Annotated in this window: 21 protein-coding genes and 1 pseudogene; 8 read left to right on the top strand and 14 right to left on the bottom strand. The window is 58.7% G+C overall.

Features of this window, described 5'->3' with window-relative positions; all coding sequences use genetic code 11:
- Window positions 1-50: 50 nt before the first annotated feature.
- Window positions 51-1,511, bottom strand: coding sequence for a gamma-aminobutyraldehyde dehydrogenase (locus ACWKWM_RS20840; RefSeq protein ID WP_483847947.1), 1,461 nt, complete (start codon window positions 1,509-1,511; stop codon window positions 51-53).
- 132 nt (window positions 1,512-1,643) lie between these two features.
- Complete coding sequence (locus tag ACWKWM_RS20835) at window positions 1,644-2,558, bottom strand: LysR family transcriptional regulator (RefSeq protein ID WP_483847946.1); 915 nt, start codon at window positions 2,556-2,558, stop codon at window positions 1,644-1,646.
- A gap of 716 nt (window positions 2,559-3,274) precedes the next feature.
- Between ACWKWM_RS20835 and ACWKWM_RS20830 the strand changes: the two genes are divergently transcribed.
- Window positions 3,275-4,441 (top strand): 2-aminoethylphosphonate--pyruvate transaminase, encoded by a 1,167-nt coding sequence (locus ACWKWM_RS20830; RefSeq protein ID WP_483847945.1) that lies wholly within the window; start codon window positions 3,275-3,277, stop codon window positions 4,439-4,441.
- A 512-nt stretch (window positions 4,442-4,953) separates the two neighbouring features.
- Here the strand turns inward: ACWKWM_RS20830 and ACWKWM_RS20825 are convergent.
- A pseudogene (locus ACWKWM_RS20825) lies at window positions 4,954-5,571 on the bottom strand (aldehyde dehydrogenase family protein); the annotation flags it as partial.
- Window positions 5,572-5,579: 8 nt separating this feature from the next.
- Here ACWKWM_RS20825 and ACWKWM_RS20820 point away from each other — a divergent pair.
- Window positions 5,580-6,356, top strand: coding sequence for a helix-turn-helix domain-containing protein (locus tag ACWKWM_RS20820; protein ID WP_483847944.1), 777 nt, complete (start codon window positions 5,580-5,582; stop codon window positions 6,354-6,356).
- 111 nt (window positions 6,357-6,467) lie between these two features.
- On the opposite strand, the gene ACWKWM_RS20815 is transcribed toward ACWKWM_RS20820, so the two are convergent.
- Entirely contained in the window at window positions 6,468-7,349 is an 882-nt protein-coding gene (locus ACWKWM_RS20815; RefSeq protein WP_483847943.1) for a LysR family transcriptional regulator, read from the bottom strand.
- Window positions 7,350-7,562: 213 nt separating this feature from the next.
- On the opposite strand from ACWKWM_RS20815, the gene ACWKWM_RS20810 reads away from it, so the two are divergent.
- The gene (locus ACWKWM_RS20810) at window positions 7,563-7,949 is read left to right on the top strand and encodes a GlcG/HbpS family heme-binding protein (protein ID WP_483848043.1); all 387 of its coding nucleotides are present in this window, start codon (window positions 7,563-7,565) and stop codon (window positions 7,947-7,949) included.
- Between the two features lie 534 nt (window positions 7,950-8,483).
- On the opposite strand, the gene ACWKWM_RS20805 is transcribed toward ACWKWM_RS20810, so the two are convergent.
- From ACWKWM_RS20805 to ACWKWM_RS20770, 8 genes are all read right to left on the bottom strand, one after another.
- Complete coding sequence (locus ACWKWM_RS20805) at window positions 8,484-9,260, bottom strand: IclR family transcriptional regulator (protein WP_483847942.1); 777 nt, start codon at window positions 9,258-9,260, stop codon at window positions 8,484-8,486.
- Between the two features lie 102 nt (window positions 9,261-9,362).
- Complete coding sequence (locus tag ACWKWM_RS20800; RefSeq protein WP_483847941.1) at window positions 9,363-9,977, bottom strand: sarcosine oxidase subunit gamma; 615 nt, start codon at window positions 9,975-9,977, stop codon at window positions 9,363-9,365.
- Between the two features lies 1 nt (window position 9,978).
- Window positions 9,979-12,876: a 2Fe-2S iron-sulfur cluster-binding protein gene (locus tag ACWKWM_RS20795; RefSeq protein ID WP_483847940.1), complete on the bottom strand. Its 2,898-nt coding sequence runs from the start codon at window positions 12,874-12,876 to the stop codon at window positions 9,979-9,981.
- Window positions 12,873-13,175, bottom strand: coding sequence for a sarcosine oxidase subunit delta (locus tag ACWKWM_RS20790; RefSeq protein ID WP_483847939.1), 303 nt, complete (start codon window positions 13,173-13,175; stop codon window positions 12,873-12,875). Before ACWKWM_RS20790 ends, ACWKWM_RS20795 begins: the two co-directional genes overlap by 4 nt.
- Window positions 13,176-13,200: 25 nt before the next feature.
- Window positions 13,201-14,442 carry an FAD-dependent oxidoreductase gene (locus ACWKWM_RS20785; RefSeq protein WP_483847938.1) on the bottom strand — a complete coding sequence of 414 codons (1,242 nt, stop codon included), beginning with the start codon at window positions 14,440-14,442 and terminating at the stop codon, window positions 13,201-13,203.
- Window positions 14,424-15,344 carry a bifunctional methylenetetrahydrofolate dehydrogenase/methenyltetrahydrofolate cyclohydrolase FolD gene (gene folD, locus ACWKWM_RS20780; RefSeq protein WP_483847937.1) on the bottom strand — a complete coding sequence of 307 codons (921 nt, stop codon included), beginning with the start codon at window positions 15,342-15,344 and terminating at the stop codon, window positions 14,424-14,426. Before folD ends, ACWKWM_RS20785 begins: the two co-directional genes overlap by 19 nt.
- Window positions 15,341-16,207 carry a formyltetrahydrofolate deformylase gene (gene purU / locus ACWKWM_RS20775; protein ID WP_483847936.1) on the bottom strand — a complete coding sequence of 289 codons (867 nt, stop codon included), beginning with the start codon at window positions 16,205-16,207 and terminating at the stop codon, window positions 15,341-15,343. Before purU ends, folD begins: the two co-directional genes overlap by 4 nt.
- A gap of 206 nt (window positions 16,208-16,413) precedes the next feature.
- Window positions 16,414-17,019 (bottom strand): helix-turn-helix domain-containing protein, encoded by a 606-nt coding sequence (locus tag ACWKWM_RS20770; protein ID WP_483847935.1) that lies wholly within the window; start codon window positions 17,017-17,019, stop codon window positions 16,414-16,416.
- Window positions 17,020-17,318: 299 nt separating this feature from the next.
- Between ACWKWM_RS20770 and glnT the strand changes: the two genes are divergently transcribed.
- The 4 genes from glnT (at window position 17,319) to ACWKWM_RS20750 (ending at window position 21,744) form a co-directional block, all read left to right on the top strand.
- Window positions 17,319-18,653 carry a type III glutamate--ammonia ligase gene (gene glnT / locus ACWKWM_RS20765; RefSeq protein WP_483847934.1) on the top strand — a complete coding sequence of 445 codons (1,335 nt, stop codon included), beginning with the start codon at window positions 17,319-17,321 and terminating at the stop codon, window positions 18,651-18,653.
- Window positions 18,654-18,793: 140 nt separating this feature from the next.
- Window positions 18,794-19,699, top strand: a complete 906-nt coding sequence (locus tag ACWKWM_RS20760; RefSeq protein ID WP_483847933.1) for a class II glutamine amidotransferase — start codon at window positions 18,794-18,796, stop codon at window positions 19,697-19,699.
- Between the two features lie 11 nt (window positions 19,700-19,710).
- Window positions 19,711-20,394 carry a protein glxC gene (locus ACWKWM_RS20755; protein WP_483847932.1) on the top strand — a complete coding sequence of 228 codons (684 nt, stop codon included), beginning with the start codon at window positions 19,711-19,713 and terminating at the stop codon, window positions 20,392-20,394.
- 15 nt (window positions 20,395-20,409) lie between these two features.
- Complete coding sequence (locus tag ACWKWM_RS20750; protein ID WP_483847931.1) at window positions 20,410-21,744, top strand: FMN-binding glutamate synthase family protein; 1,335 nt, start codon at window positions 20,410-20,412, stop codon at window positions 21,742-21,744.
- A 202-nt stretch (window positions 21,745-21,946) separates the two neighbouring features.
- Here ACWKWM_RS20750 and ACWKWM_RS20745 read toward each other — a convergent pair whose 3' ends face one another.
- Window positions 21,947-22,984: an LLM class flavin-dependent oxidoreductase gene (locus tag ACWKWM_RS20745; protein WP_483847930.1), complete on the bottom strand. Its 1,038-nt coding sequence runs from the start codon at window positions 22,982-22,984 to the stop codon at window positions 21,947-21,949.
- Between the two features lie 82 nt (window positions 22,985-23,066).
- Entirely contained in the window at window positions 23,067-23,552 is a 486-nt protein-coding gene (locus tag ACWKWM_RS20740) for a flavin reductase family protein (RefSeq protein ID WP_483847929.1), read from the bottom strand.
- A gap of 375 nt (window positions 23,553-23,927) precedes the next feature.
- Here ACWKWM_RS20740 and ACWKWM_RS20735 point away from each other — a divergent pair, with 375 nt between their 5' ends.
- Window positions 23,928-25,346 carry a purine-cytosine permease family protein gene (locus tag ACWKWM_RS20735; RefSeq protein ID WP_483847928.1) on the top strand — a complete coding sequence of 473 codons (1,419 nt, stop codon included), beginning with the start codon at window positions 23,928-23,930 and terminating at the stop codon, window positions 25,344-25,346.
- The last annotated feature ends 371 nt before the right edge of the window (window positions 25,347-25,717 follow it).

Here is a 25,717-nt window from a genome sequence, read left to right as displayed (position 1 = left end):
TTTGCGCAGGATAAAGCGGTGCCTGTAAGACTATTTATCCGTGCAATGCGTCATTTCAGATCATTGCCGTGGCGGGCCATGATGTGCCGGACGACGCTGTAATCCTGTAACGAGTCGCTGGACAGGTCCTTGCCATACCCTGAGCGTTTCAAGCCGCCGTGTGGCATTTCGCTGACCAGCATGAAGTGGCTGTTGATCCAGGTGCAGCCGTACTGCAAACGGGCCGCGATCTGCATGGCCTTGTCCAGATTCTGGGTCCAGACCGAAGACGCCAGGCCGTACTCTGAGTCGTTGGCCCAGTCCACCGCTTGTCCCAGCTCTTCAAAACGGGTGACGGTGACCACGGGGCCGAAGACTTCGCGCTGGACGATTTCGTCGCTCTGTTTGCAACCGGCGAGCAGAGTGGGCTGATAGTAGAAGCCCGCACCGGAATGCACCGCCGCGCCGGTCACACGTTCGATATGCGGCTGGCCAAGGGCGCGCTCGACGAAACTGGCCACGCGGTCGCGCTGGCGAGAACTGATCAGCGGGCCGATTTCGTTGTCGGCATCGCGCTTGCTGGCAAAGCGCAGGCTGCTGACCGCGGCACCGAGCTCGGCGACTAGGCGATCATGAATTCCAGCCTGGGCGTAAATCCGGCACGCGGCGGTGCAGTCCTGGCCGGCGTTGTAGTAACCGTAGCTGCGTACGCCGTCGACCACGGCTTGAATGTCAGCGTCGTTGCAGACAATCACCGGCGCTTTACCGCCGAGTTCGAGGTGGGTGCGCTTCAGGGTTTTCGCCGCAGCCTGGAGAATTTTCTGCCCGGTGACGATATCCCCGGTCAGCGAAACCATGCGCACTTTCGGGTGGCTGACCAAGTGGCTGCCGACGCCTTCACCGCCACCGCAGATGATGTTGATGACCCCGCGCGGTAGTAACTCGGCGAGTGCCGGGGCCAAGGCCAGAATCGACAACGGCGTGTGTTCCGACGGCTTGAACACCAGCGTATTGCCGGCGGCCAGGGCGGGGGCGATCTTCCAGGCGGCCATCATGATCGGGTAGTTCCATGGCGCGATGGAGGCCACCACACCAATGGGGTCGCGACGGACCATGCTGGTGTAGCCGGGCACGTATTCGCCGCTGAGCTGACCCGTCTGGCAACGTACGGCACCGGCGAAGAAGCGGAACACATCTACGGTTGCGTTCAAATCGTCCTGACGCGCCAGGTGCAGTGGCTTGCCGCAGTTCAGCGATTCCAGGCGGGCGAGGTGATCGGCTTGTTGCTCCACGGCGTTGGCGATGGCCAGTAAAACGTTCGAACGCTGCTGTGGCGTGGTCCGCGACCATCCACCCAGAGCGCGGTGGGCGGCCATGACGGCGCTTTCGACCTGCTCGGTGGTGGCTTCGGCGATATGCGTCAGGACTTCCCCGGTGGCCGGATTGATAATCGGCTCGACAAAACCCTGACCTGCGACCAACTCACCATCGATCAATAGAGCGGTCAAGAACGGGGGCTGCGTGGCGGACATATTTCGGATTCTCTCTTGTTATAGGGTGCGGTGCTCCCTTGCGGCTTGAGCCCGACCTTTCGGTCTATGGGAACAGAGGCTAGTGGGCAGCGTTAAGGTCGGCAAATACTAAATACTGAAACCGGCGTTCGATTAAATAGATGGCTTGCGTCCGGCGCGTGGCTGTTCACGGGCTACGGTCAGGAACGGATCGACCAATGCAGGACGCGCGGTCCCCCGGCGCCAGGCTAGACCCACATCGAGGGTCTGATTGAGGTCAGCCAGCGGTCGGGCTTCGATGATGTCGCCCTCCAGCGACCAAGGGCGGTAGGTCATGTCCGGCTGGATTGACACGCCGAGTCCGGCGGCGACGAGACTGCGCACCGCTTCGGTGGAGGCTGTGCGCAAGCTGATGCGCGGCTGCAACCCCGCGCCGCACCAGAGGCGCTGGGCATTGCGGTCCATTTCATCGACATTGAGCTGAATCAACGGTTCGCGGGCGACATCGGCGAGGGTGATGCTGTCGTGTTCCAGCAAGGGATGCTGAGCCGGCAGCCACAGGCGATGGGGTGAATGGGTCAGGACTTCGGTCTGCAGCGCGTGACGATCTTCCAGGTTGGACAGGATCAGCACGCCGACATCGATTTCCCCGCTGACCAGCAAGTGTTCGATGTAGGGGCGTTCATCTTCCATCACGCGGATTTCGACATTGGGGTAGGCGCGCTGGAAGCGGGTCAGCAAATCCGCCAGGTAGTAACCGGCCACCAGGCTGGTGACGCCGATGATAAGTTGCCCTGCGACCTGATCGGTGCTCTGTTGAAGGCTGCGCTTGGCGTTATCGACGGTGGCCAAAATCAAGTGCGACTGGCGCAGGAACTGGTGCCCCTGGTGCGTCAGAGTCATGCCTTTGGCATGGCGATTGAACAGGCTGACACCTATTTCCTGTTCCAACTGCTGGATTGCCAGAGTCAATGTCGATTGAGAGATGTAAACCGCCTGGGCGGCAGCCGATATTGAGCCGGTTTCGGCAACGGCAATGAAGTGACGGATCTGACGCAGAGTCATCATAGGGAGTTAACCGGTTGGCGGATTTTATAGATTTATCCCAGTGTATATCTTTTTATTCGATGGGCCGAGCCGAGGACTTTTGTCTCTGTTGAGATGAGCTGAAGTCGGCGCCCTAGCAAGTTAGGGTGGGAGCAGACTCTCGTTGCTAGCAGACGCTGGAAGGGATCGAGCCCTGTTTTCAGTCCCCGTGTTGTGATCACTTCAGCAAGCACGCGCGTTTGGAAATACGATGTGCCCATTATTGTTTAAGCGCCTCAATGGATGCTCCACGGTTTGCTTAAGGATCAACATTATGTTTGGCGAAGTTTGCAATCGGTTCTGCATTTGGCGTCAGAAATGGGACTGCTTACTTTTAGAAAACCTCAGCATGCCAAGTACGAAATCATCAATCCAATCAGTGTAGGGAAGGTGGGGATTAGTGAGCCTCATGCTTCCTCTTCGAAGCATATTGTCTGCGGTCTAGCGAACACATTTCGCAGAAAATCTATGGATTCATAGGCAATTTTGCGCTGCAAAACTAACCGTCGTAACACCATGAGGTTCGTGTTATCTCCTTGTTTTTATTTGCGATTAATCGATATTAATTCAGGGCGAATGAGCGCGGAATTCGTTATCGGGCTGTTTTTGTCAGTTTTCTGTTTACCGGTTATTTTTCTGCGTGATAAATCAAATCCAAGGCGTCACTCCTCACAACGACAACACCGCCGGAGAAGATCATGACCAAAGCCGAATTCCCGATTACCCAGCCATTGGCAACACCTGCCTTTGGTGAACCTTACCTGCTGACACCAGGCCCGCTGACCACCTCCAAAGCGACCAAAGAAGCCATGCTCCGCGATTGGGGTTCATGGGATGGCGCGTTCAACCGAGTAACTGCCGAAGTTCGCCAGAACCTTCTTGGTATGGCAGGAGCGCCGGACGATAGCTTTGCGTGTGTGCCTCTTCAAGGCAGTGGCAGCTATTCGGTGGAGGCTGCTCTTGCCACTGCCATCCCGCGTGATGGTAAAGCGTTGGTACTGATGAATGGAGCCTACGGGCAGCGGGCCACCAAAACGCTGGAATACCTTGGCAGGGCATACATCACTTTAGACAAGGGTGACTACTTACCGCCACAGCCTGAAGAAGTCGACGCTCTGCTCAAATCTAATCCGGATGTGACCCACGTCTTTCTGGTCCACTGCGAAACCAGTTCCGGCATCCTCAACCCGCTGCGGGAGATTGCCGACGTGGCGAAGGCTCACGGCAAAAGCCTGATTATCGATGCCATGAGCACCTTCGGCGCTGTGCCGGTAACAGTTAAAGATATTGCCTTTGATGTGCTGGTGTCTTCAGCCAATAAATGCATTGAAGGTATTCCAGGCTTCGGCTTCGTGATCATCCGCCGCTCTGTATTGGAGTCCGCAAAGGGCCGAGCCAACTCCTTGTCCCTGGACCTCTACGAGCAGTGGATCTACATGGAGCGCACCGGTCAGTGGCGCTTCACTCCGCCGACTCACAGCGTGGTCGCCTTTCACAAAGCCCTCGAGCAGCACACGCTCGAAGGTGGTGTACAGGGTCGTCTGGCGCGATATACACGTAATCGTGACGTCCTGGTGAGTGGCATGCGTGAACTCGGATTCCGCACCCTGTTAGAAGACTGCTGGCTATCGCCGATCATCACCACGTTCTTTTGCCCCGAGCATCCGAACTTTCAGTTCATGCGCTTCTATGAAGAACTCAAGGCCCGTCAATTCATCATCTATCCGGGCAAGCTGACTCAAGCTGAAAGCTTCCGTATCGGGTGCATCGGACAGATTGACGAATACATCGTCCGCCAACTGCTACGCGCTATTGCCGACAGTTTAGTAGCAATGGGCGTGGACATGCCAAAACCAGCGATTTGATGACGCCTTTTAAGACCCCTTTCGATTCGAGCATTGGTGCAATGGGTAGCACCTATGGCAGGGATCTTTTTAACCATGAGTCCGCTGACTTATCGCTCTACAGCGCCGAGCAGAAGTCAGCGACTGCGGCAGTTTAAAACAATGGATCTGATGCCATCTTCATGTGGCTTCTAACCGATGCTGTGTGCGTGGACTGGCCTTGCGCACTGGAAAGAAAAACAAAACCAATCAATTGCGCTGTCTGGCGGTTTGCTGGAATCAGCTCAACGCTTGGGAGACTCGCAGCGCTTTGGGCCATGAACATTGCCTACCGCCGCCGCTATGAAACGTTCACGGTTCCATACTTCCCACAGGATGGTGGCGCCCATCAATACGCGACGATCCAAGGACCAATTCAAGGCGAACACGCGCGCAAAATCCCGATTCTGCGGAGTTTGCTCGGTTGCTCGCCTTGACACCTTCAGTCTGCTGGCATTGAGAAAACAGCGGTGCGCACGGCACCGCTGCCTGACTCAGAACGGGTAAGGTTGGTTCGCTTGCTCAACCGTTACCCATTTCACTTCGGTGAACTCTTCGATCACGGCGCTACCATCGAAACGGCCATAACCACTCTTCTTCATCCCGCCGTACGGAGCCTGCGGCTCGTTTTGCACGGTGGCACCGTTGATGTGGACACAGCCAGCGTCCAGGCGGCTGGCGAGTTCCAGGGCGCGGGTCACATCACGGCTGAAGATAGCCGAGGACAGGCCATAGGCCGTATCGTTGGCCACTTGCAGTGCATGTTCCGCGCCTTTTACACGAACGATGGTTGTCACCGGGCCGAAGGTTTCTTCGTCATAGATTTCCATTTCCGAGGTCACCCGATCCACCAGCGTGGGCGCCATGAGCGCTGTTTCAGCGCGACCGCCAGCGGCGAGGTGCGCCCCTTTGCTGACCGCGTCGTCTAGCATCTGGTTAATGCGCAGCATCGAGCCTTGAGCAATCATTGGCCCCACTACAGCGCCGGAAACCTGAGACGGGGCGCCAACCTTCAGTGCTTTCACTCGCTCGGCAAAGCGCGCGACGAAGGCATCCGCTACTGCTTCATCAACCACAAAACGTTCGGTCGACATACAGATCTGCCCCTGGTATCCCCTGTATGCGCGACTACGAATTGGTGCGCTGGAAGACAGGGACCTCCAACCTTGGTTTTCACGACGGCTCACGGTGGCGCAAGAATGCGGTGCGTGACAACGATGTCACGATACTCACCCGGGGCGAGTCATCTCGCTGGTATTGGATGAATGACATTGAAGTCAGTCATATCTACATTTCCCAAACCATGATGGCCAAGGTGGCCGCCGAAATTTTTCATAAAGATATCGATCGTATCTTCGTGGACCACTATCCCATCGTCAACGACGCGGCTTTATCCAGACTTATGGAAAGCTATGAAGTTGAAAGTTTGAGTACTGAGCCAGGTAGCGGACTTTACGCCCAATCCTTGGAAATTCAGCTGTGCATTCATCTGATCCGACAATACATAAGATGTGAAGGCCGGGACGATGCTGTATCGCGCATTTCCAAGCCCCGCCTTGACACGCTTCAAAGGTATATTGCCAACCATCTCGCAGGGACGATCTCGGTAAAGGACCTGGCAGCTATCGTGGATTTGAGTCCTTCGCATTTCGTCCGGGTGTTCGGGACGATATTCGGGATGTCACCGCACCAGTACGTGCAGGCGCAACGATTGAGGCGCGCGGAACATTTGCTGTCAACCTTGCACGACGTGCCGCTCAAAGCCGTTGCTATGGATTGCGGTTTCGCCGATCAAAGCCATATGACGCGGCTGTTCAAGGAAAAACTGTCAATGACGCCGAAGGAGTACCGGGACAAGCGGGCGTTCGGGTTGTTTTGTTCTCTTACTGTCCAGTAACCATTACCAGGCGCAGGCAGCTATGGTTATCGCTTATCGACCGCCTCGAACCTTCGAGCAAACACCTTTATCTGGCAGTTCATTCTGCGGACGTCGCAGAGGATCGTCTTTTCACAAGCATTCTTTGGTCTCAAGGATCTGGCTAATCAGATTGGACACAATCGGCAGCCTCTCATGGCGGCGAAACAATGCTCCCACCTCTGAAAAAATGGGAGGCCCGGCTATCTCCCTAAAGACCACATTCGGCAGTCGAACAGTTTGAATCAGAACGCTGGGAATGACCGCGATACCCACGCCGAGTGCCACCTGTGTCAACACTGCGACCAGACTTCCGGGAACCGAACCAACGTACGGATCGAATCTCCCGCGCTTGGCCACTTCACGCAACCCTAACTCTTGCTCAGGTAGCACAAACGACTCGCTCGCAAGCGCGCTCGGGGGAATGTCATCATCTGTCTTCGCCAAGATATGGTCAGCTGGCAAAGCCAGGCAGAAGCGGTCTCGCGCCAAAATACGGCTGCAGATAGTGTCAGGTAGATGCACCGGCATTCGTAAAAAGGCCACATCAATCCGCCCATCCTCAAGCAGTGCCGTGAGCTGCTCGGTAGGGAGTTCCTTTGTGTTCACCATGACGTCTGGCCACCGATTGCGAAAGCGCTGGACTTGGTCCTGGAGTACCCCGAAAAAAGCGGCTGACCCCACGTAGCCGATTTCTACTCGGCCAACTTGGCCTCGGCCTGCACGTTGGCCCACGTTAATAGCTCTCTCAAACTGTTCGAGAGTAGAGCGCGCTTCTGTCAGAAACGCTTCCCCAGCTGGCGTCAAAGCGACAGACCGCTTTGTCCGATTAAAAAGCTGAGCTTCTAACAAGGTCTCTATTTGCTGAATCTGCGCAGTCAGCGTTGGAGCAGAAACGCCCAACTGCTCGGCCGAGCGGGAAAAATGTAGATTTTGCGCAACGGTGATAAAGGAGCGGAGATGGCGGATATCCATGACAGCGGAACCTAGTATTCAGATTTTCGGAATTATAAAGCCATTTGGCTTTGTTGTTCTGAATTGTCTGCCCTGTTCCAATCATTGGACTCACTACGTCAGGAGTTCACTATGTTCCGTCTTCCTCATATCCAAACTGCCCTCGCTCTTGCTGGATCCCTTGCACTGTTCTCACTGCCCGCAGCAGCATCAGATTTGCCCAACCAGCCAGTCATGACGCTAGCCGCCGCTCAACAGATCCTCACAGCGGCGCAAACTAAGGCACAAACGGCTGGGTGGCCGTGCGTGATCGCCGTTGTAGACAGTGCGGGTCTACCCATTCTCCTGGCGCGCATGGACAACGCCGCTGTGCCGGCGGGTGTTGAACTAGCTCCCGGAAAAGCACGGACAGCCGCTCTATTCCGACGTCCCAGCGGCGCGTTAGAAGATGCCATCAACGGCACCCGACCTGCCGCCATTACCGCCCAAGGATTTGTGCTGATGCGTGGTGGTTTTCCGATCATCGTCAACGGACACACCGTTGGGGCTGTAGGGGTATCTGCGGACACACCACAGCACGATGAAGAGATCGCTCAAGCCGGGCTAGCTGCATTCAAATAAACACTCTTTTAAAAAGTGCAGCCACCGCTTCCGTCATCAGAAGAGACTGTCATTCCATGAGATAAGAAGCGGCCATACTGGTTGTCGCGTCGGCGGGCTGTGCCATGACAGGTCTAGACACGAAGGTCGTGGGCACAGTTTCTCGGAGTCGCGCCGCAATAACATCCGGCATCCGCACTGCATCCAGATTCACCGGCACATTGCTGGGTTTCTCCGGGCTGGGAGCAGTACTCGCCAGCGGAGTGAAATCAGCGGTTGAAAGCAGACAGCCGGGTCCATTGCAGGCCGCGCAGCCAAAGCTTTTCTAATGGTGTTCTCAGTGGTGTCCTCTACGTCGGGGACAACCTGGGTGACAACATCCTTTCAGTGATCGACCCAAAAACGCTGAAAGTGAGGATCTCTGAGATCGGCTTGAATGTGCCCCGGCAGCTTGAAAAACCGACCTCCTCAACAGGATCTGCCCATAGCTGTCGGCTATGGCTTGTGGTTTCGTAAGGTGGCCCCGTCACTTTCCTGGAGCGATATCGCCAGCGGTCAGTAAAAACCCAGCTCCTGACTGATCGCGGCGCTGCAATCGAGCAACAACGCCAGAAATCGATCCCTCGCGCCCTCCGAATCCATCACCGAATCAGGCCCCGACAGATTGATCGCGGCAGTGACGTTTCCAGTGTGGTCTTTCACTGCAGTAGCAATCGCTGTCGAATAGTCCGACCTGTGCAGCACCCAGCCGCGTTCCCGGTCTGCGTCGATCAATGCCGTCAGTTCGGGCAGATTACGCGGTGCTGGGGCCGGATAGTCGTCCAGACGAATGTGCTGATACAACGTCCCCAGTTCGGCATCGTTCAACGCCGTCAGCAGCATGCGGCCCATGGCCGTGCAGTGGCAGGGGATGCGCGTGCCGATGGGGATGTTGACTGACAACCGCTGCGCCGCGAAGGCGCGATACAGATACAAGCTGTCGGTGTGCTCGCGGATGCTCAGGTGACAGGACAACGAGGTGCGGTCGCGCAAGTCATTCAGGTGCGGCATCGCCATTTCAACGATGTCGCGGCTGGCGAGATAGCTGAAGCCGTCACTGATGACCTTTGCGCCCAATTCGTACTGATTGTTGCGCTTGTTCAGGTAGCCCATGTGGGTCAGCGTGAACAGTATCCGGTACACAGCCGATGTGCTGACGCCCACCTTCTCGGCGATTTCATGGATGCTCAGGCTACGCGTTCTGGCGTTGAACATGCCCAGCACACTTAGCCCGCGCGCCAGTGCCGGCACGCTGTAGTCGATGTCCTTGTCAGTAGTTTCGAGCATTGTCATGGTCGCGGCTCTGTCGTGTGTTGATCGTTGCAGAAGCTCAATGCATGAAGCCGGCGAAGGCGTTGCGTGCATCTATTCAGCGCCGTGGCCATTGGTTGCCGGTCAGAACGTCAGCCCCAGCGCTTCGATCCCCAGCGCCTGGCCATCGAACTCACCCATGGCATCCATCACCGCGCTTTTGAAATACGCCAGCGAAGCCCGGTCGCAGAGAATCTGAAAGCACGGCATCGCTTCGGGGCCCAGGTTGATCACAATCACATTGATGCGCGCCGCCGAGGTCTGCGCCACCGCGCCCGGTGCGAATGCCTGTGCACGCAGGTCGACCCCGCAGAGCTTGGCCATGACCTCGGCCACGTGAACCCCGCTCAGTTGCAGCCACGCGTGACTGTCCTCGCGCGGCAGCAGGTAATTGGCGCTGTGGTCCATTTCCCAGCGTGCTTCCTCGTCGGCGATGCGCTCGCCGCGGTCCTGCAGGCTGCCGAGCAACAGGTACTCGGTCTGCGACAGGCGTGCGACATGACTGCCATCTGCCTGGGTCACGGCGCGATTGGGTGCGTCTGGCAGGGCAAATCCTCGCGCCTGCAAATGCGCGGCGCTATCTGCGCCACGAAAACCGACCCTTGGCACCTCGGTCAGATCGATCAGGGCACAGACGTGCAACGCGCCAAATGGACGCGGAGCAGGGGCGATGTGGTTTTCTGCGTTGAGGCTGGACATGTCAGAGCTCCTGGCGGTGGTTTTCAGGGTCGAAGAAGGGCAGTTTCACCACCGTGGCCTGAACGATCACGCCGCCCTCGACACGGATCGGAATCTGCTGGCCCGGCTGGCTTTGATCGAACGCGGCATACGCCAGTCCGATGATCTGGCCCAGGGTTTGCGAGTACTCGCAGGAGCTCACGTTGCCGCTGATGTCCGGGCCTTTAAGCACCAAATGACCTTCAAGCGGTTGCGGGCTGGTCTTTGGCAGGGTGAAACCCACCAGTTTGCGTTTTTGCGGTTGCGCTTCGAGGATGTCCACCGAGCGTCGGCCGACGAAAAACGGCTTGGTGCGGCTGACGGCCCAGCCCATGTCAATTTCGCCGGGGTGGGTCATGCCGTCGGTGTCCTGGCTGATGATGACGTGGCCTTTTTCCAGACGCAGCAAACGCTGGCTTTCAACCCCGAACGGGCGAATGTCGAATACCTTGCCTGCGGCCATCAAGGCGTCCCACAGCTTCACGGCATGACGCGCCGGAACGTGAATCTCATAGCCGAGCTCGCCGACGAAACCGACCCGCAGCAGGCGCGCTTTGATCCCGGCGACGGTGCCTTGGCGCACGCCCAGATACGGGAAACCCTCAGGCGACAAATCAAGGTCGGCACACACCTTCTCCAGCACTTTGCGCGAATCCGGACCGGCGACGTTGACCGCCGAAATCGCTGCCGTGACGTTGGCGATGTCGACGTTCAAGCGCCACTGCGCGTTCCACTTGAGCATCTGCTGGTAGATACGGTCCACGCCGCTGGTGGTGGCAGTGACGTAAAAGTGGTTCTCGGCGAAGCGCGCACAGACGCCGTCGTCGATCACTACCCCGTGTTCGTCGGTCATCAACGCATAACGCGAGCGGCCGATCGGCTGCTTGATGAAGGCGAAGGTGTACATGCGGTTAAGCAGTTCGGCCGCGTCCGGGCCTCGAATATCGAGACCTCCGAGGGTCGAGACGTCGATGATCCCGACCTTGTTGCGCACGTGCAGGGCTTCTTCCTGCATGCAGCGATCACGGTCTGCCGGCTTGCCGTAAAACGCCGGACGCTGCCAGATTCCGGCCGGCATCATCTTCGCGCCGGCCTCCAGATGGCGAGGGTGCATGGGTGTCTGGCGGTACGGGTCGAAGGCACGACCGGCGACGTGGGCCAGTTTTTCGGCCTCGAACGGTGGACGTGCGGTAGTCACACCGGTTTCGCTGACGCTGCGCTGGGTCGAGGCAGCCACCAGGCGCGCGGTCGGCAGCGCCGAGTGACGCCCCTGTGACGGGCCCATGCCGACGGTGGAGTAACGCTTGACCAGCTGGATATCGCGATAGCCGATCTTGGTGGCGTTGATGATGTCGCGCACTTGCAGATCTTCATCGAAGTCGACGAAATCCTTGCCCTTGGGGTGCGGAAAGATCGGCCATGGAAAGTTGACCTGAGCTTCGGGCCGCATCGCCAGCGGCTTGCATGTCAGCTCCAGATCGAGGGCCATGACTATATCGGCAGCGGCATGAATGGCATCGGCAAGCACGTTGTCCAGCGCGTGATATCCATGGGCCGAGCCAGCAACGGTGAGGTTCTTCGGCAGGCCGCTCAGTGTGAACTCAGCCAGTTGATCGTCGTAGGCCAGCTTGCCGCCCGCCTGGCACAGCAACTGATAAACCGGCATGTAACCGCCGGACATGCACAGCAGGTCGCAGTCGAGCGTCTGTCCGCTGCTGGCAACCTGACCTTGCCCGGTGATCTGGCGGATGTCGGCGCCGCTGATGTGGCGCATGCCTTTTTCGTGCAAAGCCTCGTACACGGTGCTGCCGAGGTGGCAGGGGATGCCACGTTTTTCAAGTGCCAGCAGCAAAGCGCGGTCCATGGGATTCGCGCGCATGTCCACCAGCGCAGCGACCTCAACGCCCTGATCGTGAAGATCCAGCGCGGCAAGATAGCCGTCATCGTTACCGGTCAGCACCACGGCGCGTTTGCCAGGCTTGACCGCATACAGTTTCATCAGCCGTTGCGCAGCGCTGGTGAGCATCACGCCGGGCAGGTCGTTGTTGCGGAAGATCACCGGCTGATCGAACGAACCGCTGGCGATCAGGCACTGGGTCGCGCGCACTTTGTACATACGCTTACCCTGAATGACCGGCAAATAGTTGTCGGTGAACCAGGCGTTGCAGGTGGCTTTTTTCAGCACGTGAATATTGGCGTGACCTTCGACGGCATCAACCAGCTCAGCACGCAGCACCTCGGCGCGATTGCCTTCAAGGTCGAAGCGAGCGTAAGTCAGCGAACCGCCGAGCACGGGCTGTTGCTCGATCAGCAGTACTTTGGCCCCTGCATTGGCGGCTGTCAGTGCCGCCTGTAAACCGGCCGGGCCTGCGCCAATCACAGCGAGGTCGGCAAACAGATAAGCCTTGTCGTAATACTCCGGCTGGAATTTCAGGTCGAGCACGCCCAGCCCGGCTTTCTTGCGAATGATCGGTTCCCAGACTTTCCACGCGCCCTTGGGCTTGTAGAACGAGCGGTAGTAAAAGCCCACCGGCATGAATTTGGAGAACTTGCCGAGGTAGGCATCCTTGTCGTTGTCCAGCGAACCGTTGAAGTTCTGCCCGGTAACCTGCACGCCGTTCTCCAGCAGGTGACTGTCGGCCAGCACGTTGGGCTCGCTCGGCAATTGCACCAGGGTATTGGCGTCCTGTCCGGCCATGGTCAGCGGACCGCGCGGTCGGTGGTACTTGAATGACCGAGACAGCAAAAAGCGTCCGTTGGCGAGCAGGGCACTGGCGATGCTGTCACCGGCAAAGCCCTGATACGGCTTGCCGTCAAAGCTGAAAGCGAGCGGCTGATTGCGATCGATCAGCAAGCCCATGGGAGCGGGTAGACGGCTCATTGGGCGGTCTCCTTGATGGCGGCCGTGAATTCAACACGCGCGGTAAACACTTCTTTGGGGTCGAAGGTGCGCAGGATCTCGTCGCTGCCGGTGTGGCGCTCGACCAGAAACCAGTAGCTCGACGGGTTGTGCATCCACCACTCGCGAACCACGCCCAGAATGTCTTCGCTGTTGAACACGTAATCGGCCCATTCGGTGTCGCTGCAGGTTTGCGGATCGGGCATCTGCCGGAATTCGCCGCCGTAGGTGAACTCGCTGATATTGCGTGGCCCGTTGAGCGGGCATGTCATGACTTTCATGGTCAGTTCCTTACTCCAAAACGGGTCAGTGACTGGCTGCCGTAGCGCCCATTTCGTTGACTTGTTGAAAGGTCGAAAAGCGCTCCAGGCCGAACGGCTTGATCAGCTCCGGCACCTTGCCGCCGCTGGCGACCAGCTCGGCCATGGTCTTGCCGCAGATCGGCGTGGCCTTGAAACCCCACGTGCCCCAGCCTGCGTCGAGGTAGTAGTTCTTCACCGGTGACAGCCCCATGATCGGGCTGTAATCGGGGGTCATGTCGGTGATCCCGGCCCATTGGCGCATCAACTTGGCGTTGGCCAGGAACGGAAACATCTCGATGGCGTGGGCCAGCAGGCTCTCTTTCAGGTCAAGCGTGGAGCGGGTGTTGAACAGCGGATACGGATCGGACCCACCGCCGAACACCACTTCACCACGGCTGGTCTGCTGCACGTAGCAGTGCAGGGCGGACGAACTCACCAGCGGGTCGAGGAACGGCTTGAACGGCTGAGTCACCATGGCTTGCAGCGGGAAGGTCTGGATCGGCGACCGAATGCCGGCTTTCTTCATCAATTGCGAGCTCATGCCCGCAACCGCCTGCACCGCACACCCGCACTTGATGGTGCCGCGGTTGGTTTTGACGGCGGTGATGGTGCCGTTCTCGATGACCAGTTCCTGCACTTCGGTGAGCTGATGAATTTCCACGCCGCGCTTGGCTGCCTGTTTGGCATAGCCCCAGGCCACGGCGTCGTGGCGGGCGGTTGCCCCGTCCATATGCCAGAGGCCGGCGAGCACCGGAATGTGTCCCGGATCGAGATTGAGCGACGGCACCAGCTCGCGAATCTGCTGGCGATCGATCATCTCGGTGCGACCGCCGAAGTGCTTGTTGACCTCGGCGCGCTGTCGGAACGACCGCACGGTCGCGTCGGTGTGCGCCAGGGTCAGCTGGCCGCGATGGGAATACATGATGTTGAAATCGAATTCGTTGGACAGGCCTTCGAACATCCGCACCGATTCAGCGTAAAACTTCACGCCTTCGCTGGTCAGGTAATTGGAGCGGATCACGGCGGTATTGCGCGCCGTGTTGCCGCCGCCCAGGTAGCCTTTTTCCAGCACGGCGATGTTGGTGATGCCGTGGTATTTCGACAGGTAGTAAGCCGTCGCCAGCCCGTGCCCGCCACCGCCAATGATCACCACGTCGTAAGAAGGCTTGAGTGCTTTGGGAGCAGGCAGATCGACGTCCACCGGGTACTCCGAGCTGAGCCCGTATTTCAGGAGATTGAAAGGCATGGAGCCTCCGATGCGCTGCTGTTTAGTGGGGACTGACGCGCTTGCGCCTGCTGGAGGGCGGCGGTCACGGTGTTTTTCATCAGGAAGGCGATGGTCATCGGGCCGACGCCACCGGGCACCGGCGTGATGGCCGAGACCTGGGGCAGGGCGCTGTCGAAATCCACATCGCCGACCAGCCGTGTGCGGCCGTCCTCCTCGATACGGTTGATGCCGACGTCTATCACCACCGCGCCGGGCTTGAGCCAGCTGGCGTCGATCATCCTCGGGCGGCCAACGGCGGCGACCACAATGTCAGCCAGCTGGCACAGGGCTTTGGCGTCGGCGCTGCGTGAATGGACGATCGTGACCGAACAATGGGCCTTGAGCAGCAACGCCGCCATGGGTTTGCCGACGATGTTCGAGCGGCCGATCACCACCGCGTGTTTGCCGCTCAAGTCACCGCAGGCTTCTTCCAGCAACTGCATGCAGCCGCTGGGTGTGCAGGGCGTCAAGACGTCGCGGCCCTGACTCAGGCCGCCGACGTTTTCACTGTGAAAACCATCGACGTCCTTGCCGGGCGCGATGGCTTGCAGGGCGACGGCCTCTTCAATGTGCGCCGGCAGTGGCAGTTGCAGGAGGATGCCGTTGACGTCGACGTCGTCATTCAATTCGCCGATCAGTTCAAGCAGCTGCGATTGATCGGTGTCGACGCTCAATCGGTATTCCAGCGAACGAATCCCGGCCTCTTCGGCGCGCAGGATCTTGTTGCGCACGTACACCTGACTGGCCGGGTCCTGACCCACCAGAATCACTGCCAGCGCCGGTTCGATGCCGTCCGCTTTCAGCCGCTGTACATCGGTTTTGACGTGCTGCAGGACGCGCGACGCTGCGGCCTTGCCGTCGATGATCTTCGCGCTGTTCATCGGAAGATCACCGTTCGGTCCTTGTTCAGGAAGACCCGGTGTTCCAGGTGATATTTAACTGCTTTGGACAGGGCGACGGTTTCGGTATCGCGGCCGATGTTGACCAGGTCCTCAGGCAGGAATGCGTGATCGACGCGCTGCACTTCCTGCTCGATGATCGGACCTTCGTCCAGGTCGCTGGTGACGTAATGGGCGGTTGCGCCGATCAGTTTCACGCCACGCTCGTAGGCCTGGTGATAGGGCTTGGCGCCTTTAAAGCCGGGAAGGAAAGAGTGGTGAATATTGATCGCTTTGCCGGAAATCTGTTTGCACAGGTCGTCCGACAGAATCTGCATGTAGCGCGCGAGGACCACCAGGTCGGTGCGGGTTTCATCGACCACCTTCATCAACGCGGCTTCCTGCTGCGCCTTGGTGTCCTTGGTCACCGGCAGGTAGATGAAGCGAATCCCCTCGCGCTCGGCCATCGGGCGCAGGTCCAGGTGATTGGAGACGATAGCGGTGATGGTCATGTCCATCTCGCCTTTGTGATAGCGATACAGCAGATCGGTCAGGCAGTGATCGAACTTGCTCACCATCAGCAGCACGCGCATCGGCTCGCGGGTGTCGTGCAGTTCCCATTGCATACCGAACGCCTGGGCAACGTCGTCGAAACCGGCCTTGAGCTGAGCGATATCGCCCTCATGGCCGTCGTTGAAACGAAACACCGCACGCATGAAGAATTTGCCGCTGAACTCGTCATCGAATTGCGCCATCTCGCCGATGTAGCAGCTGTTGCCGGCCAGGTACGAGGTCACCGCCGCCACGATCCCGGAGGTCGCCGGGCAACTGATCTTAAGAATGAAGTGGTTCTTTTCGTGTTGCATCGCGTGTCCTCGGGAAGATGGCGGCAGCTCGGTTCAGGGCAAAATTGATGGGTGAAACAGGATTTTCCAAGCGAATTAAAATTCTCTACAGGAATTAAATATTCATAGGAGTGGTTTTATAGGTGAAAGAAATCGACGCGTCCAGAGATATCTGGAAACTTTTTTAACTGCGGGGAATTTTTTCTAGTGAGAAAGGAGGGGAGTGATTACTCCCCTTGCGCGCCGTAATTCATGATCGACAGCAACTTGATCGGCACCTGCACGAGCTCTTCCGGGCCATGGGGGATGTCGCCGTCGAACGTCAGGCTGTCGCCGGCTTCCATGTGGTACAGCTGATTGCCGTGACGGTAAACCAGCTCGCCTTCCAGCAGGTGCAGGAATTCGGTGCCGGGGTGGGAGAAGGTCGGGAACTCTTCGCTGGCATCGTCCATGGTCACCATGTACGCCTCGAAACTCTTCTTCGGTCCGCGGGTGTGGTTCAGCAAATGGTAGGTATGGCCTTTCTCGGTGCCCCGGCGCACCACCTCCAGCCCCTCGTCCTGTTTGACCAACAACGCGCTGCTGCCTTGCTGATCGTATTGGCTGAACAGCTTCGACATCGGCATGCCCAGCACATCGCACAGGCGACTCAGGTTATCGAGGCTGGTAGACACCTGGGCGTTTTCGATCTTGCTGAGCATGCCCTGGCTAATTCCGGCGATGCGGGCAACGTCAGCCAGTTTCAAATCTTGCGCCTGACGCTGGCGTTTGATCTGAATCCCCAGGTACTGCTCGAGTTTTAGTTTCGGCTGGATATCTGTCGGCGTATTCATCGGTCGTGCACAGTTTCCGTTCAATAATTTTATTTTCGCACTGGGAATGTGCAGTTCAGCGGCGGGTATCGCCGGCGCGAGCAGGATTATTCCCGGTGGGAAAACGAGTTTCCCATATATATAGCGAAATTTCGCCTTTTCAATATTTTTGGTACTTGGCATACCAAGCTGGCAAGCGCCTTGCATTCCTGTAGGGAAACTAAGTTTCCTGTTTGGAATACGGTTTCAGCAGGGGATGGACGACGGTTGTTTCTCTCAACGTTTTCTACGACGTTTGCTTACGCCAGGAGTGAAGACTCATGTTGCCACCCGAAACACAGCGGTTGATCGAGGAGCACGGCATCAAGTACGTGCTGGCGCAGTTTGTCGATATCCATGGCTCGGCCAAGACCAAATCGGTGCCGATTTCAGGCCTGTCCATGGTGGCTGAAGACGGCGCCGGTTTTGCCGGATTCGCCATCTGCGGCATGGGCATGGAGCCTCACGGCCCGGACTTCATGGCTAAGGGCGATCTGTCGACATTGACGCCCGTGCCCTGGCAGCCGGGCTACGGCCGGATCGTCTGCATCGGGCACGTCAATGGCGAACCCTGGCCCTATGACAGCCGATATGTCTTGCAGCAACAGGTGCAGCGGCTAAAGGACAAGGGCTGGACGCTCAACACCGGTCTGGAACCCGAGTTCAACCTGATGCGCCGCGATGCCGGTGGCACGCTGCAACTGGTCGACGCCAGTGACACGCTGGACAAGCCTTGCTACGACTACAAAGGCCTGTCGCGATCCCGTGAATTTCTGGAAAAGCTCACCGAAGCGCTGCAGCCGGTGGGATTCGACATCTATCAGATCGATCACGAAGACGCCAACGGCCAGTTCGAGATCAACTACACCTACAGCGACGCCATGGAGTCGGCCGACCGCTTCACCTTCTTCCGCATGGCGGCCGGCGAGATCGCCAATGACCTGGGCATGATCTGCTCGTTCATGCCCAAGCCCGACCCGAAGCGCGCCGGTAACGGCATGCACTTTCACCTGTCCATCGCCAGCGCCGAAAGCAAGAACCTGTTCTTCGACGCCTCGGACAAGAACGGCATGGGCCTGTCGAAACTGGCCTACCACTTCGCCGCCGGCTTGCTGGCCCACGGCCCGGCGCTGTGTGCCTTCGCGGCCCCGACCGTCAATTCCTACAAACGCCTGGTGGTGGGCAATTCGCTGTCCGGCGCGACCTGGGCGCCAGCCTTCATTGCGTTCGGCGCTAACAACCGCTCGGCCATGGTTCGCGTGCCTTACGGTCGCCTGGAATTCCGTCTGCCGGATGCCGGTTGCAACCCCTATCTGGTCAGCGCCGCAATCATCGCCGCCGGCCTCGATGGCATCGAACGGCAGTTGATGCCGGAGCAGATCTGCAACGAAAACCTGTACAGCCTGAGCCTTGAGGCCATCGCCGCGAAGGGGATCAAAACCTTGCCGCAATCGCTGAAGGAAGCCTGCGACGCCCTCGAAGCCGACCCGCTGTTTGCCGAGGTCATGGGCAAGGAAATCGTCGGCGAGTTCATCAAGCTCAAGCGCATGGAGTGGGTGGAATACAGCCGCCATGTGAGTGATTGGGAGATTCGCCGTTATACAGAGTTTTTCTGAGGCTGCCGGGCGGCAGCAACAAGCTTCAAGCCACAAGCTGCAAGTAGAAGCCGCAGGTGGCGAACATAAATTCTTCTATCAATACGGTCAGCTTGCAGCTTGCAGCTAAAAGCTGACCGCTCCCGAACAAGGTGAGGCATATGTGCGGAATTGTAGGGCTCTATCTCAAGAATCCGGCGCTGGAATCCCAGCTGGGCAAACTTTTCGAGCCGATGCTCGAGGCCATGACCGATCGTGGTCCGGACAGTGCCGGTTTCGCCATCTACGGTGATGAAGTGGGCGATGGCTGGGTCAAGCTGACCTTGCAGGCCACCACTGAACACTATGACTTCAAGGCGCTGATCGCCGGGGTCCAAAGCAGGGTCGAGGTGCCACTGGACTGGTTTCAGAACGCCAGCGCGATCGTCCTGAAAATCCAGGCGGAAGAAGCCGTGGTGCGTGCTTTGCTGGGTGAGCTGGCGCCCACTGTGCGCATTATGAGCGCGGGCAAAAGCATCGAGATTCTCAAGGGCATGGGCCTGCCGAAAGAGATCTCCTCACGCTTCGGCCTGGGCAGCATGAAAGGCAGCCATATCATCGGTCACACCCGCATGGCCACCGAAAGCGCAGTAACCATGGAAGGCAGCCATCCGTTTTCAACCGGCGCCGACCTGTGCCTGGTGCACAACGGTTCGCTGTCCAACCACTTCCGTCTGCGTCAGGAATTGCGCCGTGAAGGCATCCATTTCGACACCGAGAATGACACTGAAGTCGCCGCAGGTTACCTCGCCTGGCGCCTGCAGCAGGGCGACTCGCTGAAGACCGCACTGGACAGCTCGCTGGAAGCGCTGGATGGCTTTTTCACCTTCGCCATCGGCACCCGCAACGGCTTTGCAGTGATCCGCGACCCGATTGCCTGCAAGCCGGCGATCCTCGCTGAAACCGACGATTACGTCGCCATGGCTTCCGAATATCAGGCGCTGTCCAGCCTGCCCGGTATCGAGAACGCCAAGGTCTGGGAACCGGTCCCGGCCACCATGTACATCTGGGAACGCGAGTCGGCTTAAGGAGCGCACACATGAAAACTATTGATCTGTCCAAATCCACGGTGCGTGAGCTGAATCAGGCGCTGCACGATCAAGTCAACAACGTGCAGGAGCGCGAGTGGGTGGTCACCCATTCCGACGGCGCGCACAACCTCGCCGTCGGCGTCAACGAAGCGGTGTCCATCGATATCCAGGGCCATGCCGGTTACTACTGCGCCGGCATGAACCAGAAAGCTTCGGTCACCGTGCATGGCAACGTGGGGGTGGGCTGTGCGGAAAACATGATGTCGGGTTACGTGCGGGTCAAGGGCAGCGCTTCGCAGGCGGCCGGCGCAACGGCCCACGGCGGTTTGCTGGTGATCGAAGGCGACGCCGGCGCGCGTTGCGGGATCTCCATGAAGGGCATCGACATCGTGGTCGGCGGCAGCATCGGCCACATGAGTTGCTTCATGGGCCAGGCCGGGCGTCTGGTGGTCTGCGGCGACGCGGGCGATGCGCTGGGCGATTCGCTTTACGAAACCAAGATCTTCGTCAAAGGCAACGTTGAATCCCTGGGCTCCGATTGCGTTGCCAAAGAGATGCGTCCCGAGCACATCGAAGAGCTGCAGGCGCTGCTCAATCGCGCCGGCTTCAATGAAAAAGCGTCGGACTTCAAGCGCTACGGCTCGGCCCGGCAGCTCTACAACTTTAAAGTCGATAACGCCTCCGCGTACTGATTCAGGAGCAAGAACATGAGCGAATCCAATACCCCAAAAGCAGCTCCGGTCCTGCGCGAGTCGGCCACCTTTGATCGCCTGACGATTCAGGAAATCCAGCGCGCCGCCGAAACCGGCATCTACGACATTCGCGGCGGCGGCACCAAGCGCAAGCTGCCGCACTTCGACGACCTGTTGCTGCTTGGCGCGAGCGTTTCGCGTTACCCGCTGGAAGGCTATCGCGAGAAGTGCGGCACCGACGTGATCCTCGGCAATCGCTTCGCCAAGAAGCCGATCCATCTGAAAATTCCAGTGACCATCGCCGGCATGAGCTTCGGCGCGCTGTCGGCCAACGCCAAGGAAGCGCTGGGCCGTGGCGCGACCATCGCCGGCACCAGCACCACCACCGGTGACGGCGGCATGACCCCGGAAGAACGCGGTCAGTCGCAGCATCTGGTGTACCAATACCTGCCCTCGCGCTACGGCATGAATCCGGATGATCTGCGCAAGGCCGATGCCATCGAAATCGTCTTGGGGCAGGGCGCCAAACCGGGTGGCGGCGGCATGCTGCTGGGCATGAAGGTCACCGAGCGCGTGGCCGGCATGCGTACCTTGCCGGTGGGCGTGGACCAGCGTTCGGCCTGTCGTCACCCGGACTGGACCGGCCCGGATGACCTGGCGATCAAGATCGCCGAGATCCGTGAAATCACTGATTGGGAAAAGCCGATCTACGTGAAAATCGGTGCGAGCCGTCCCTATTACGACGTCAAGCTGGCGGTGAAGGCGGGCGCTGATGTGATCGTTCTCGACGGCATGCAGGGTGGCACGGCGGCGACGCAGGAAGTGTTCATCGAGCACGTCGGTCTGCCGATTCTGTGCGCGATTCCGCAAGCGGTTCAGGCGCTGCAGGAAATGGGCATGCACCGCAAGGTTCAGCTGATCGTGTCGGGCGGCATTCGCAACGGTGCCGACGTGGCCAAGGCCATGGCGCTGGGGGCTGATGCGGTGGCGATTGGGACGGCGGCGTTGATTGCGCTCGGCGACAACCATCCGCGTCTGGATGAAGAATTGAAGAAGCTTGGCTCGGCAGCGGGCTTTTACGACGACTGGCAGAACGGCCGCGACCCGGCGGGCATCACCACGCAGGACCCTGAGCTGTCCAAGCGTCTGGATCCGGTGGAAGGCGGTCGCCGCCTGGCCAACTACCTGCGGGTGTTGGTGCTGGAAGCCCAGACCATGGCGCGCGCGTGCGGCAAGTCGCACCTGCATAACCTCGATCCGGAAGATCTGGTGGCGCTGACCGTGGAATCCGCGGCGATGGCACGTGTGCCCTTGGCCGGGACATCGTGGATTCCAGGGTCGCAGTACTAAACGAATTTCACATAGCAGAAGGGCGCTTGCCCGCGATGGTGATGGGTCTGCAACGATGATGTTGTGTGATCCGGCGCCATCGCGGGCAAGCGCGCTCTTATGGTTGTGGCGGATTACGGATTGCGGCGGGCGGTAGGTACAGACTGCAGGCATAAAAAAAGCCCGGAGCCTTTTGAGAGGCTCCGGGCTTTTATTCATTCAGTTAACGAAAGGCAGGCACGACGTGTTTGATGAACAGCTCGAGTGACTTCTTCTTTTCCGCGTGCGGCAGGCTGTTGTCGCACCAGAAGCTGAATTCATCGACACCCAGCTCCTGGTAATACTTGATCCGCGGAATGATTTCTTCCGGGGTGCCGATCATTGCGGTCCTGTGCAGACTCTCCAGTTCGAACTCCGGACGGTCCTTGAACTTCTCTTCCGGGCTCGGTGCCAAAAACCCATTGACCGGCGTGGTCTTGTTGCCAAACCAGGCGTCGAATGTCCGGTAAAACTTCGCGATCGCGGTGGCGCCGACTTTCCAGCCTTCGGGATCGTTTACCGCATGAACATGGGTGTGACGCAGGACCATCAATTGCGGACGCGGCACGTCGGGGTTGTTGGCCAGTGCCGTTTCGAATTTATTCTTAAGGTCGACCACTTCCTCGTCGCCCTTCATCAGCGGCGTGACCATCACGTTGCAGCCGTTTTTCACGGCAAAATTGTGCGAGTCCGGGTCGCGGGCGGCGATCCACATCGGTGGGGTCTTGATCGGTTTCGGCACGCTGGTGGACGTGGGGAATTTCCAGATTTCACCGTCGTGGGCGTAGTCGCCTTTCCACAATGCCTTGATCACCGGGACCATTTCGCGCAGCGCCTGGCCGCCTTGGGAGGCAGGCATGCCGCCCGCCATGCGATCGAACTCGACCTGATACGCGCCGCGGGCCAGGCCCACTTCCATCCGGCCGTTGCTGATCACGTCGAGCAGTGCGCACTCACCGGCCACCCGCAACGGGTGCCAGAACGGAGCGATGATCGTGCCGGCGCCGAGGTGGATGGTGGTGGTTTTCCCTGCAAGGTAAGCCAGCAACGGCATCGGGCTGGGAGAAATGGTGTATTCCATCGCATGGTGTTCGCCGATCCACACGGTGCTGAATCCGCCGGCTTCGGCCATCAACGTCAGCTCGGTGAGGTCTTCGAACAGTTGACGGTGGCTGACAGATTCATCCCAGCGTTCCATGTGCACGAACAACGAAAATTTCATGACGCTTACCTCATTTTTCCTGGCCGCCAGTGCGTTTCGCGTGGCGATTATTCGTAGACCGCAGTTTAGGTTTTTGCGGGTTTCAAGCGAAGGCCGGCAACGCGCCCATCTTGCCGCGGCAATACACCAGCGGGCTGGTGGGGGATGCCGGAACAATCAGATTCTTCACCGCGCCGACCATGATCGCGTGGTCGCCGCCTTCGTATTCGCGCCACAGCTCGCATTCGATGATCGCGGTCGCGTTGGCCAGCAGCGGATTGCCTAATTCGCTGAGGGTCCAGTCCAGGCCGGCTGCCTTGTCTTTGCCCTTGCGCGCAAACGCATAGGCTTCGTTCTGTTGGGTGCCGGATAGAAAATGGATGGCGAAACGCTTGTTTTTGATCAGCGTCGGATAAGAGTCCGAGGTGTAGTTGGGGCAGAACAGCACCAGCGGCGGGTCCATCGACAGCGAACTGAAAGCGCTGGCGGTAAGGCCAACCACTTCGCCGTCATCGTTGAGCGTGGTGATGACCGTGACGCCGGAAGGGAAGGACCCCATGACGTTCTTGTAGGCGTTCGCGTCGATCATTTTGCTACCTCTGCAGTCGGTGTCCAAGACGATGAGTTTTTGTATGTCTGATGGTATACCGTAATACTTCCAACGCAAGTGCTTTTTCCCGACACTCGTCAGACGGGTTGGCCCGGAGCGGTCGGTTGAGAGCCCTCTAGACAGGCAGTCTAGACGCTGCTGAACCGTTTTTTCAGGAGTAGTCCTTTTGCGCTGCCCCACCAGAAATAGTGGCGGGAGCCCTTGTGGATCGCTGGCATACCATAATATGGTTGGGTTGGTTGCGAGGGCTTTAAGCACTGGCAACATCGATATAAGCGCGCATCGATGCTTTGAGCATGTCGGATCCGCTTCATGGTTTTAGCTAGGCACAACGACAAGAATTCAGGCGAAACGATGACCACTACTAATCCGCACGACTGCACGTCGGCTCCACTGATTGAAAACCACACCGTCGATTACGTCCCGTTAGCCGAACGTCATGGCCGGGCGCGTGATCTGTTCACGCTGTGGTTCAGCACCAATATTGCGCCATTACCGATCGTCACCGGGGCGATGGTGGTTCAGGTCTTTCATCTTGATCTGCTCTGGGGGCTGATCGCGATTGCGCTGGGACACCTGATAGGCGGGGTGGTCATCGCTCTGGCTTCGGCGCAGGGTCCGCGTATGGGGATTCCTCAAATGGTCCAGAGTCGGGGGCAATTTGGGCGCTACGGCGCGCTGCTCATCGTGTTCTTCGCCGCGCTGATTTACGTCGGGTTCTTCATCTCCAACATCGTACTGGCCGGGCAGTCGATCCACGGCATGGCGCCGTCGGTACCATTGCCTGTCGGGGTCATCATCGGTGCCCTGAGCGCCACCGCGATTGGCGTCATCGGCTACCGCTTCATTCATACGTTGAACCGCATCGGCACCTGGGTGATGGGCAGTGCGTTGCTGGCCGGTTTCGTGATGATGTTCAGCCAGGACCTGCCGCTGGATTTCTTCAGTCGGGGCAGTTTCAACCTGTCCGGTTTCTTGGCCACGGTGTCGTTGGGGATCATCTGGCAAATCAGTTTTTCGCCCTACGTGTCCGATTACTCGCGCTATCTGCCGTGCGATATCGGTATCGCCAAACCGTTCTGGGCAACGTATTTCGGCGCGACACTGGGGACGATTCTGTCGTTCAGCTTTGGCGCCGTCGCGGTACTGGCAACGCCCGAAGGCACCGAAGCGATGGCGGCGGTCAAGCAATCCACCGGCGTGTTGGGGCCGATTCTGATGGTGCTGTTTTTGCTCAATATCATCAGCCACAACGCACTCAATCTGTATGGCGCGGTGCTGTCCATCGTCACCTCGATCCAGACCTTCGCCGGCAACTGGACGCCGAGCATCCGGGTGCGGGTCATCCTGTCCGGCATCATCCTCGTCGGTTGCTGCGTGGTGGCAGTGAGCGCCTCGGCGGACTTCATCTCGCAGTTCATCGGGCTGATCCTGGCGCTGCTGCTGGTGTTGGTGCCTTGGGCGTCGATCAACCTAATCGATTTCTACTTGATCAAGCGCGGCAACTACGACATCGCCTCGATTTTCCGGGCCGATGGCGGCATCTACGGACGTTTCAATCCCCATGCGATCATCGCGTATTTCAGCGGTATCGCCGTGCAGCTGCCGTTCGCCAATACCGCGCTGTATGTGGGTCCGTACGCTGACTACATTCACGGCGTCGACCTGTCATGGCTAGTGGGTCTGGCCGTGACCTGCCCGCTGTACTACTGCCTCGCGACGCGCAGTAAAATCCAGGCAGGCAGGGCGGCGAAGCTGGGTTATACCGACTGATCCAATCCCGCTAAACCGAACGCCCCGCATGGAGAACGCGGGGCGTTTTTGTTTGGGGCAGCGAGGCGATGACCCTCTCTCATGAGAGCAATGTGCGAACCCGCTTCTGCCCGACGGCTGCATGAGCGAACTTGTTCGCGAGCACTGCGATTGTGGTGGGGTCAAATGGACCGCGTCGCAGCCTCGCGTTGCTCGTCAGCTCCTACAGGTCAAGGTCGTTCGGGACAGTTGCGTCTGGCCTCATATGTGTAGGAGCTGCCGAGCAACGCGAGGCTGCGAAGTGGTGTGTCAGACAGAATACGTTGGGCCGTCTCGCTAACCCATTGTCGATTACAGATCGCGGCCTTGATTGTTCGGGGTCGGCATAGTGC

It is taken from the genome of Pseudomonas rosaeacicularis, assembly GCF_057128745.1.
This window is presented reverse-complemented; position numbering and strand designations above follow the sequence as displayed.

Coding starts and splice junctions, on each gene's coding strand:
- ACWKWM_RS20840 (WP_483847947.1), bottom strand. CDS start 1,511: ATGTCCGCCACGCAGCCCCCGTTCTTGACCGCTCTATTGATCGATGGT.
- ACWKWM_RS20835 (WP_483847946.1), bottom strand. CDS start 2,558: ATGATGACTCTGCGTCAGATCCGTCACTTCATTGCCGTTGCCGAAACC.
- ACWKWM_RS20830 (WP_483847945.1), top strand. CDS start 3,275: ATGACCAAAGCCGAATTCCCGATTACCCAGCCATTGGCAACACCTGCC.
- ACWKWM_RS20820 (WP_483847944.1), top strand. CDS start 5,580: ATGCGCGACTACGAATTGGTGCGCTGGAAGACAGGGACCTCCAACCTT.
- ACWKWM_RS20815 (WP_483847943.1), bottom strand. CDS start 7,349: ATGGATATCCGCCATCTCCGCTCCTTTATCACCGTTGCGCAAAATCTA.
- ACWKWM_RS20810 (WP_483848043.1), top strand. CDS start 7,563: ATGACGCTAGCCGCCGCTCAACAGATCCTCACAGCGGCGCAAACTAAG.
- ACWKWM_RS20805 (WP_483847942.1), bottom strand. CDS start 9,260: ATGACAATGCTCGAAACTACTGACAAGGACATCGACTACAGCGTGCCG.
- ACWKWM_RS20800 (WP_483847941.1), bottom strand. CDS start 9,977: ATGTCCAGCCTCAACGCAGAAAACCACATCGCCCCTGCTCCGCGTCCA.
- ACWKWM_RS20795 (WP_483847940.1), bottom strand. CDS start 12,876: ATGAGCCGTCTACCCGCTCCCATGGGCTTGCTGATCGATCGCAATCAG.
- ACWKWM_RS20790 (WP_483847939.1), bottom strand. CDS start 13,175: ATGAAAGTCATGACATGCCCGCTCAACGGGCCACGCAATATCAGCGAG.
- ACWKWM_RS20785 (WP_483847938.1), bottom strand. CDS start 14,442: ATGCCTTTCAATCTCCTGAAATACGGGCTCAGCTCGGAGTACCCGGTG.
- folD (WP_483847937.1), bottom strand. CDS start 15,344: ATGAACAGCGCGAAGATCATCGACGGCAAGGCCGCAGCGTCGCGCGTC.
- purU (WP_483847936.1), bottom strand. CDS start 16,207: ATGCAACACGAAAAGAACCACTTCATTCTTAAGATCAGTTGCCCGGCG.
- ACWKWM_RS20770 (WP_483847935.1), bottom strand. CDS start 17,019: ATGAATACGCCGACAGATATCCAGCCGAAACTAAAACTCGAGCAGTAC.
- glnT (WP_483847934.1), top strand. CDS start 17,319: ATGTTGCCACCCGAAACACAGCGGTTGATCGAGGAGCACGGCATCAAG.
- ACWKWM_RS20760 (WP_483847933.1), top strand. CDS start 18,794: ATGTGCGGAATTGTAGGGCTCTATCTCAAGAATCCGGCGCTGGAATCC.
- ACWKWM_RS20755 (WP_483847932.1), top strand. CDS start 19,711: ATGAAAACTATTGATCTGTCCAAATCCACGGTGCGTGAGCTGAATCAG.
- ACWKWM_RS20750 (WP_483847931.1), top strand. CDS start 20,410: ATGAGCGAATCCAATACCCCAAAAGCAGCTCCGGTCCTGCGCGAGTCG.
- ACWKWM_RS20745 (WP_483847930.1), bottom strand. CDS start 22,984: ATGAAATTTTCGTTGTTCGTGCACATGGAACGCTGGGATGAATCTGTC.
- ACWKWM_RS20740 (WP_483847929.1), bottom strand. CDS start 23,552: ATGATCGACGCGAACGCCTACAAGAACGTCATGGGGTCCTTCCCTTCC.
- ACWKWM_RS20735 (WP_483847928.1), top strand. CDS start 23,928: ATGACCACTACTAATCCGCACGACTGCACGTCGGCTCCACTGATTGAA.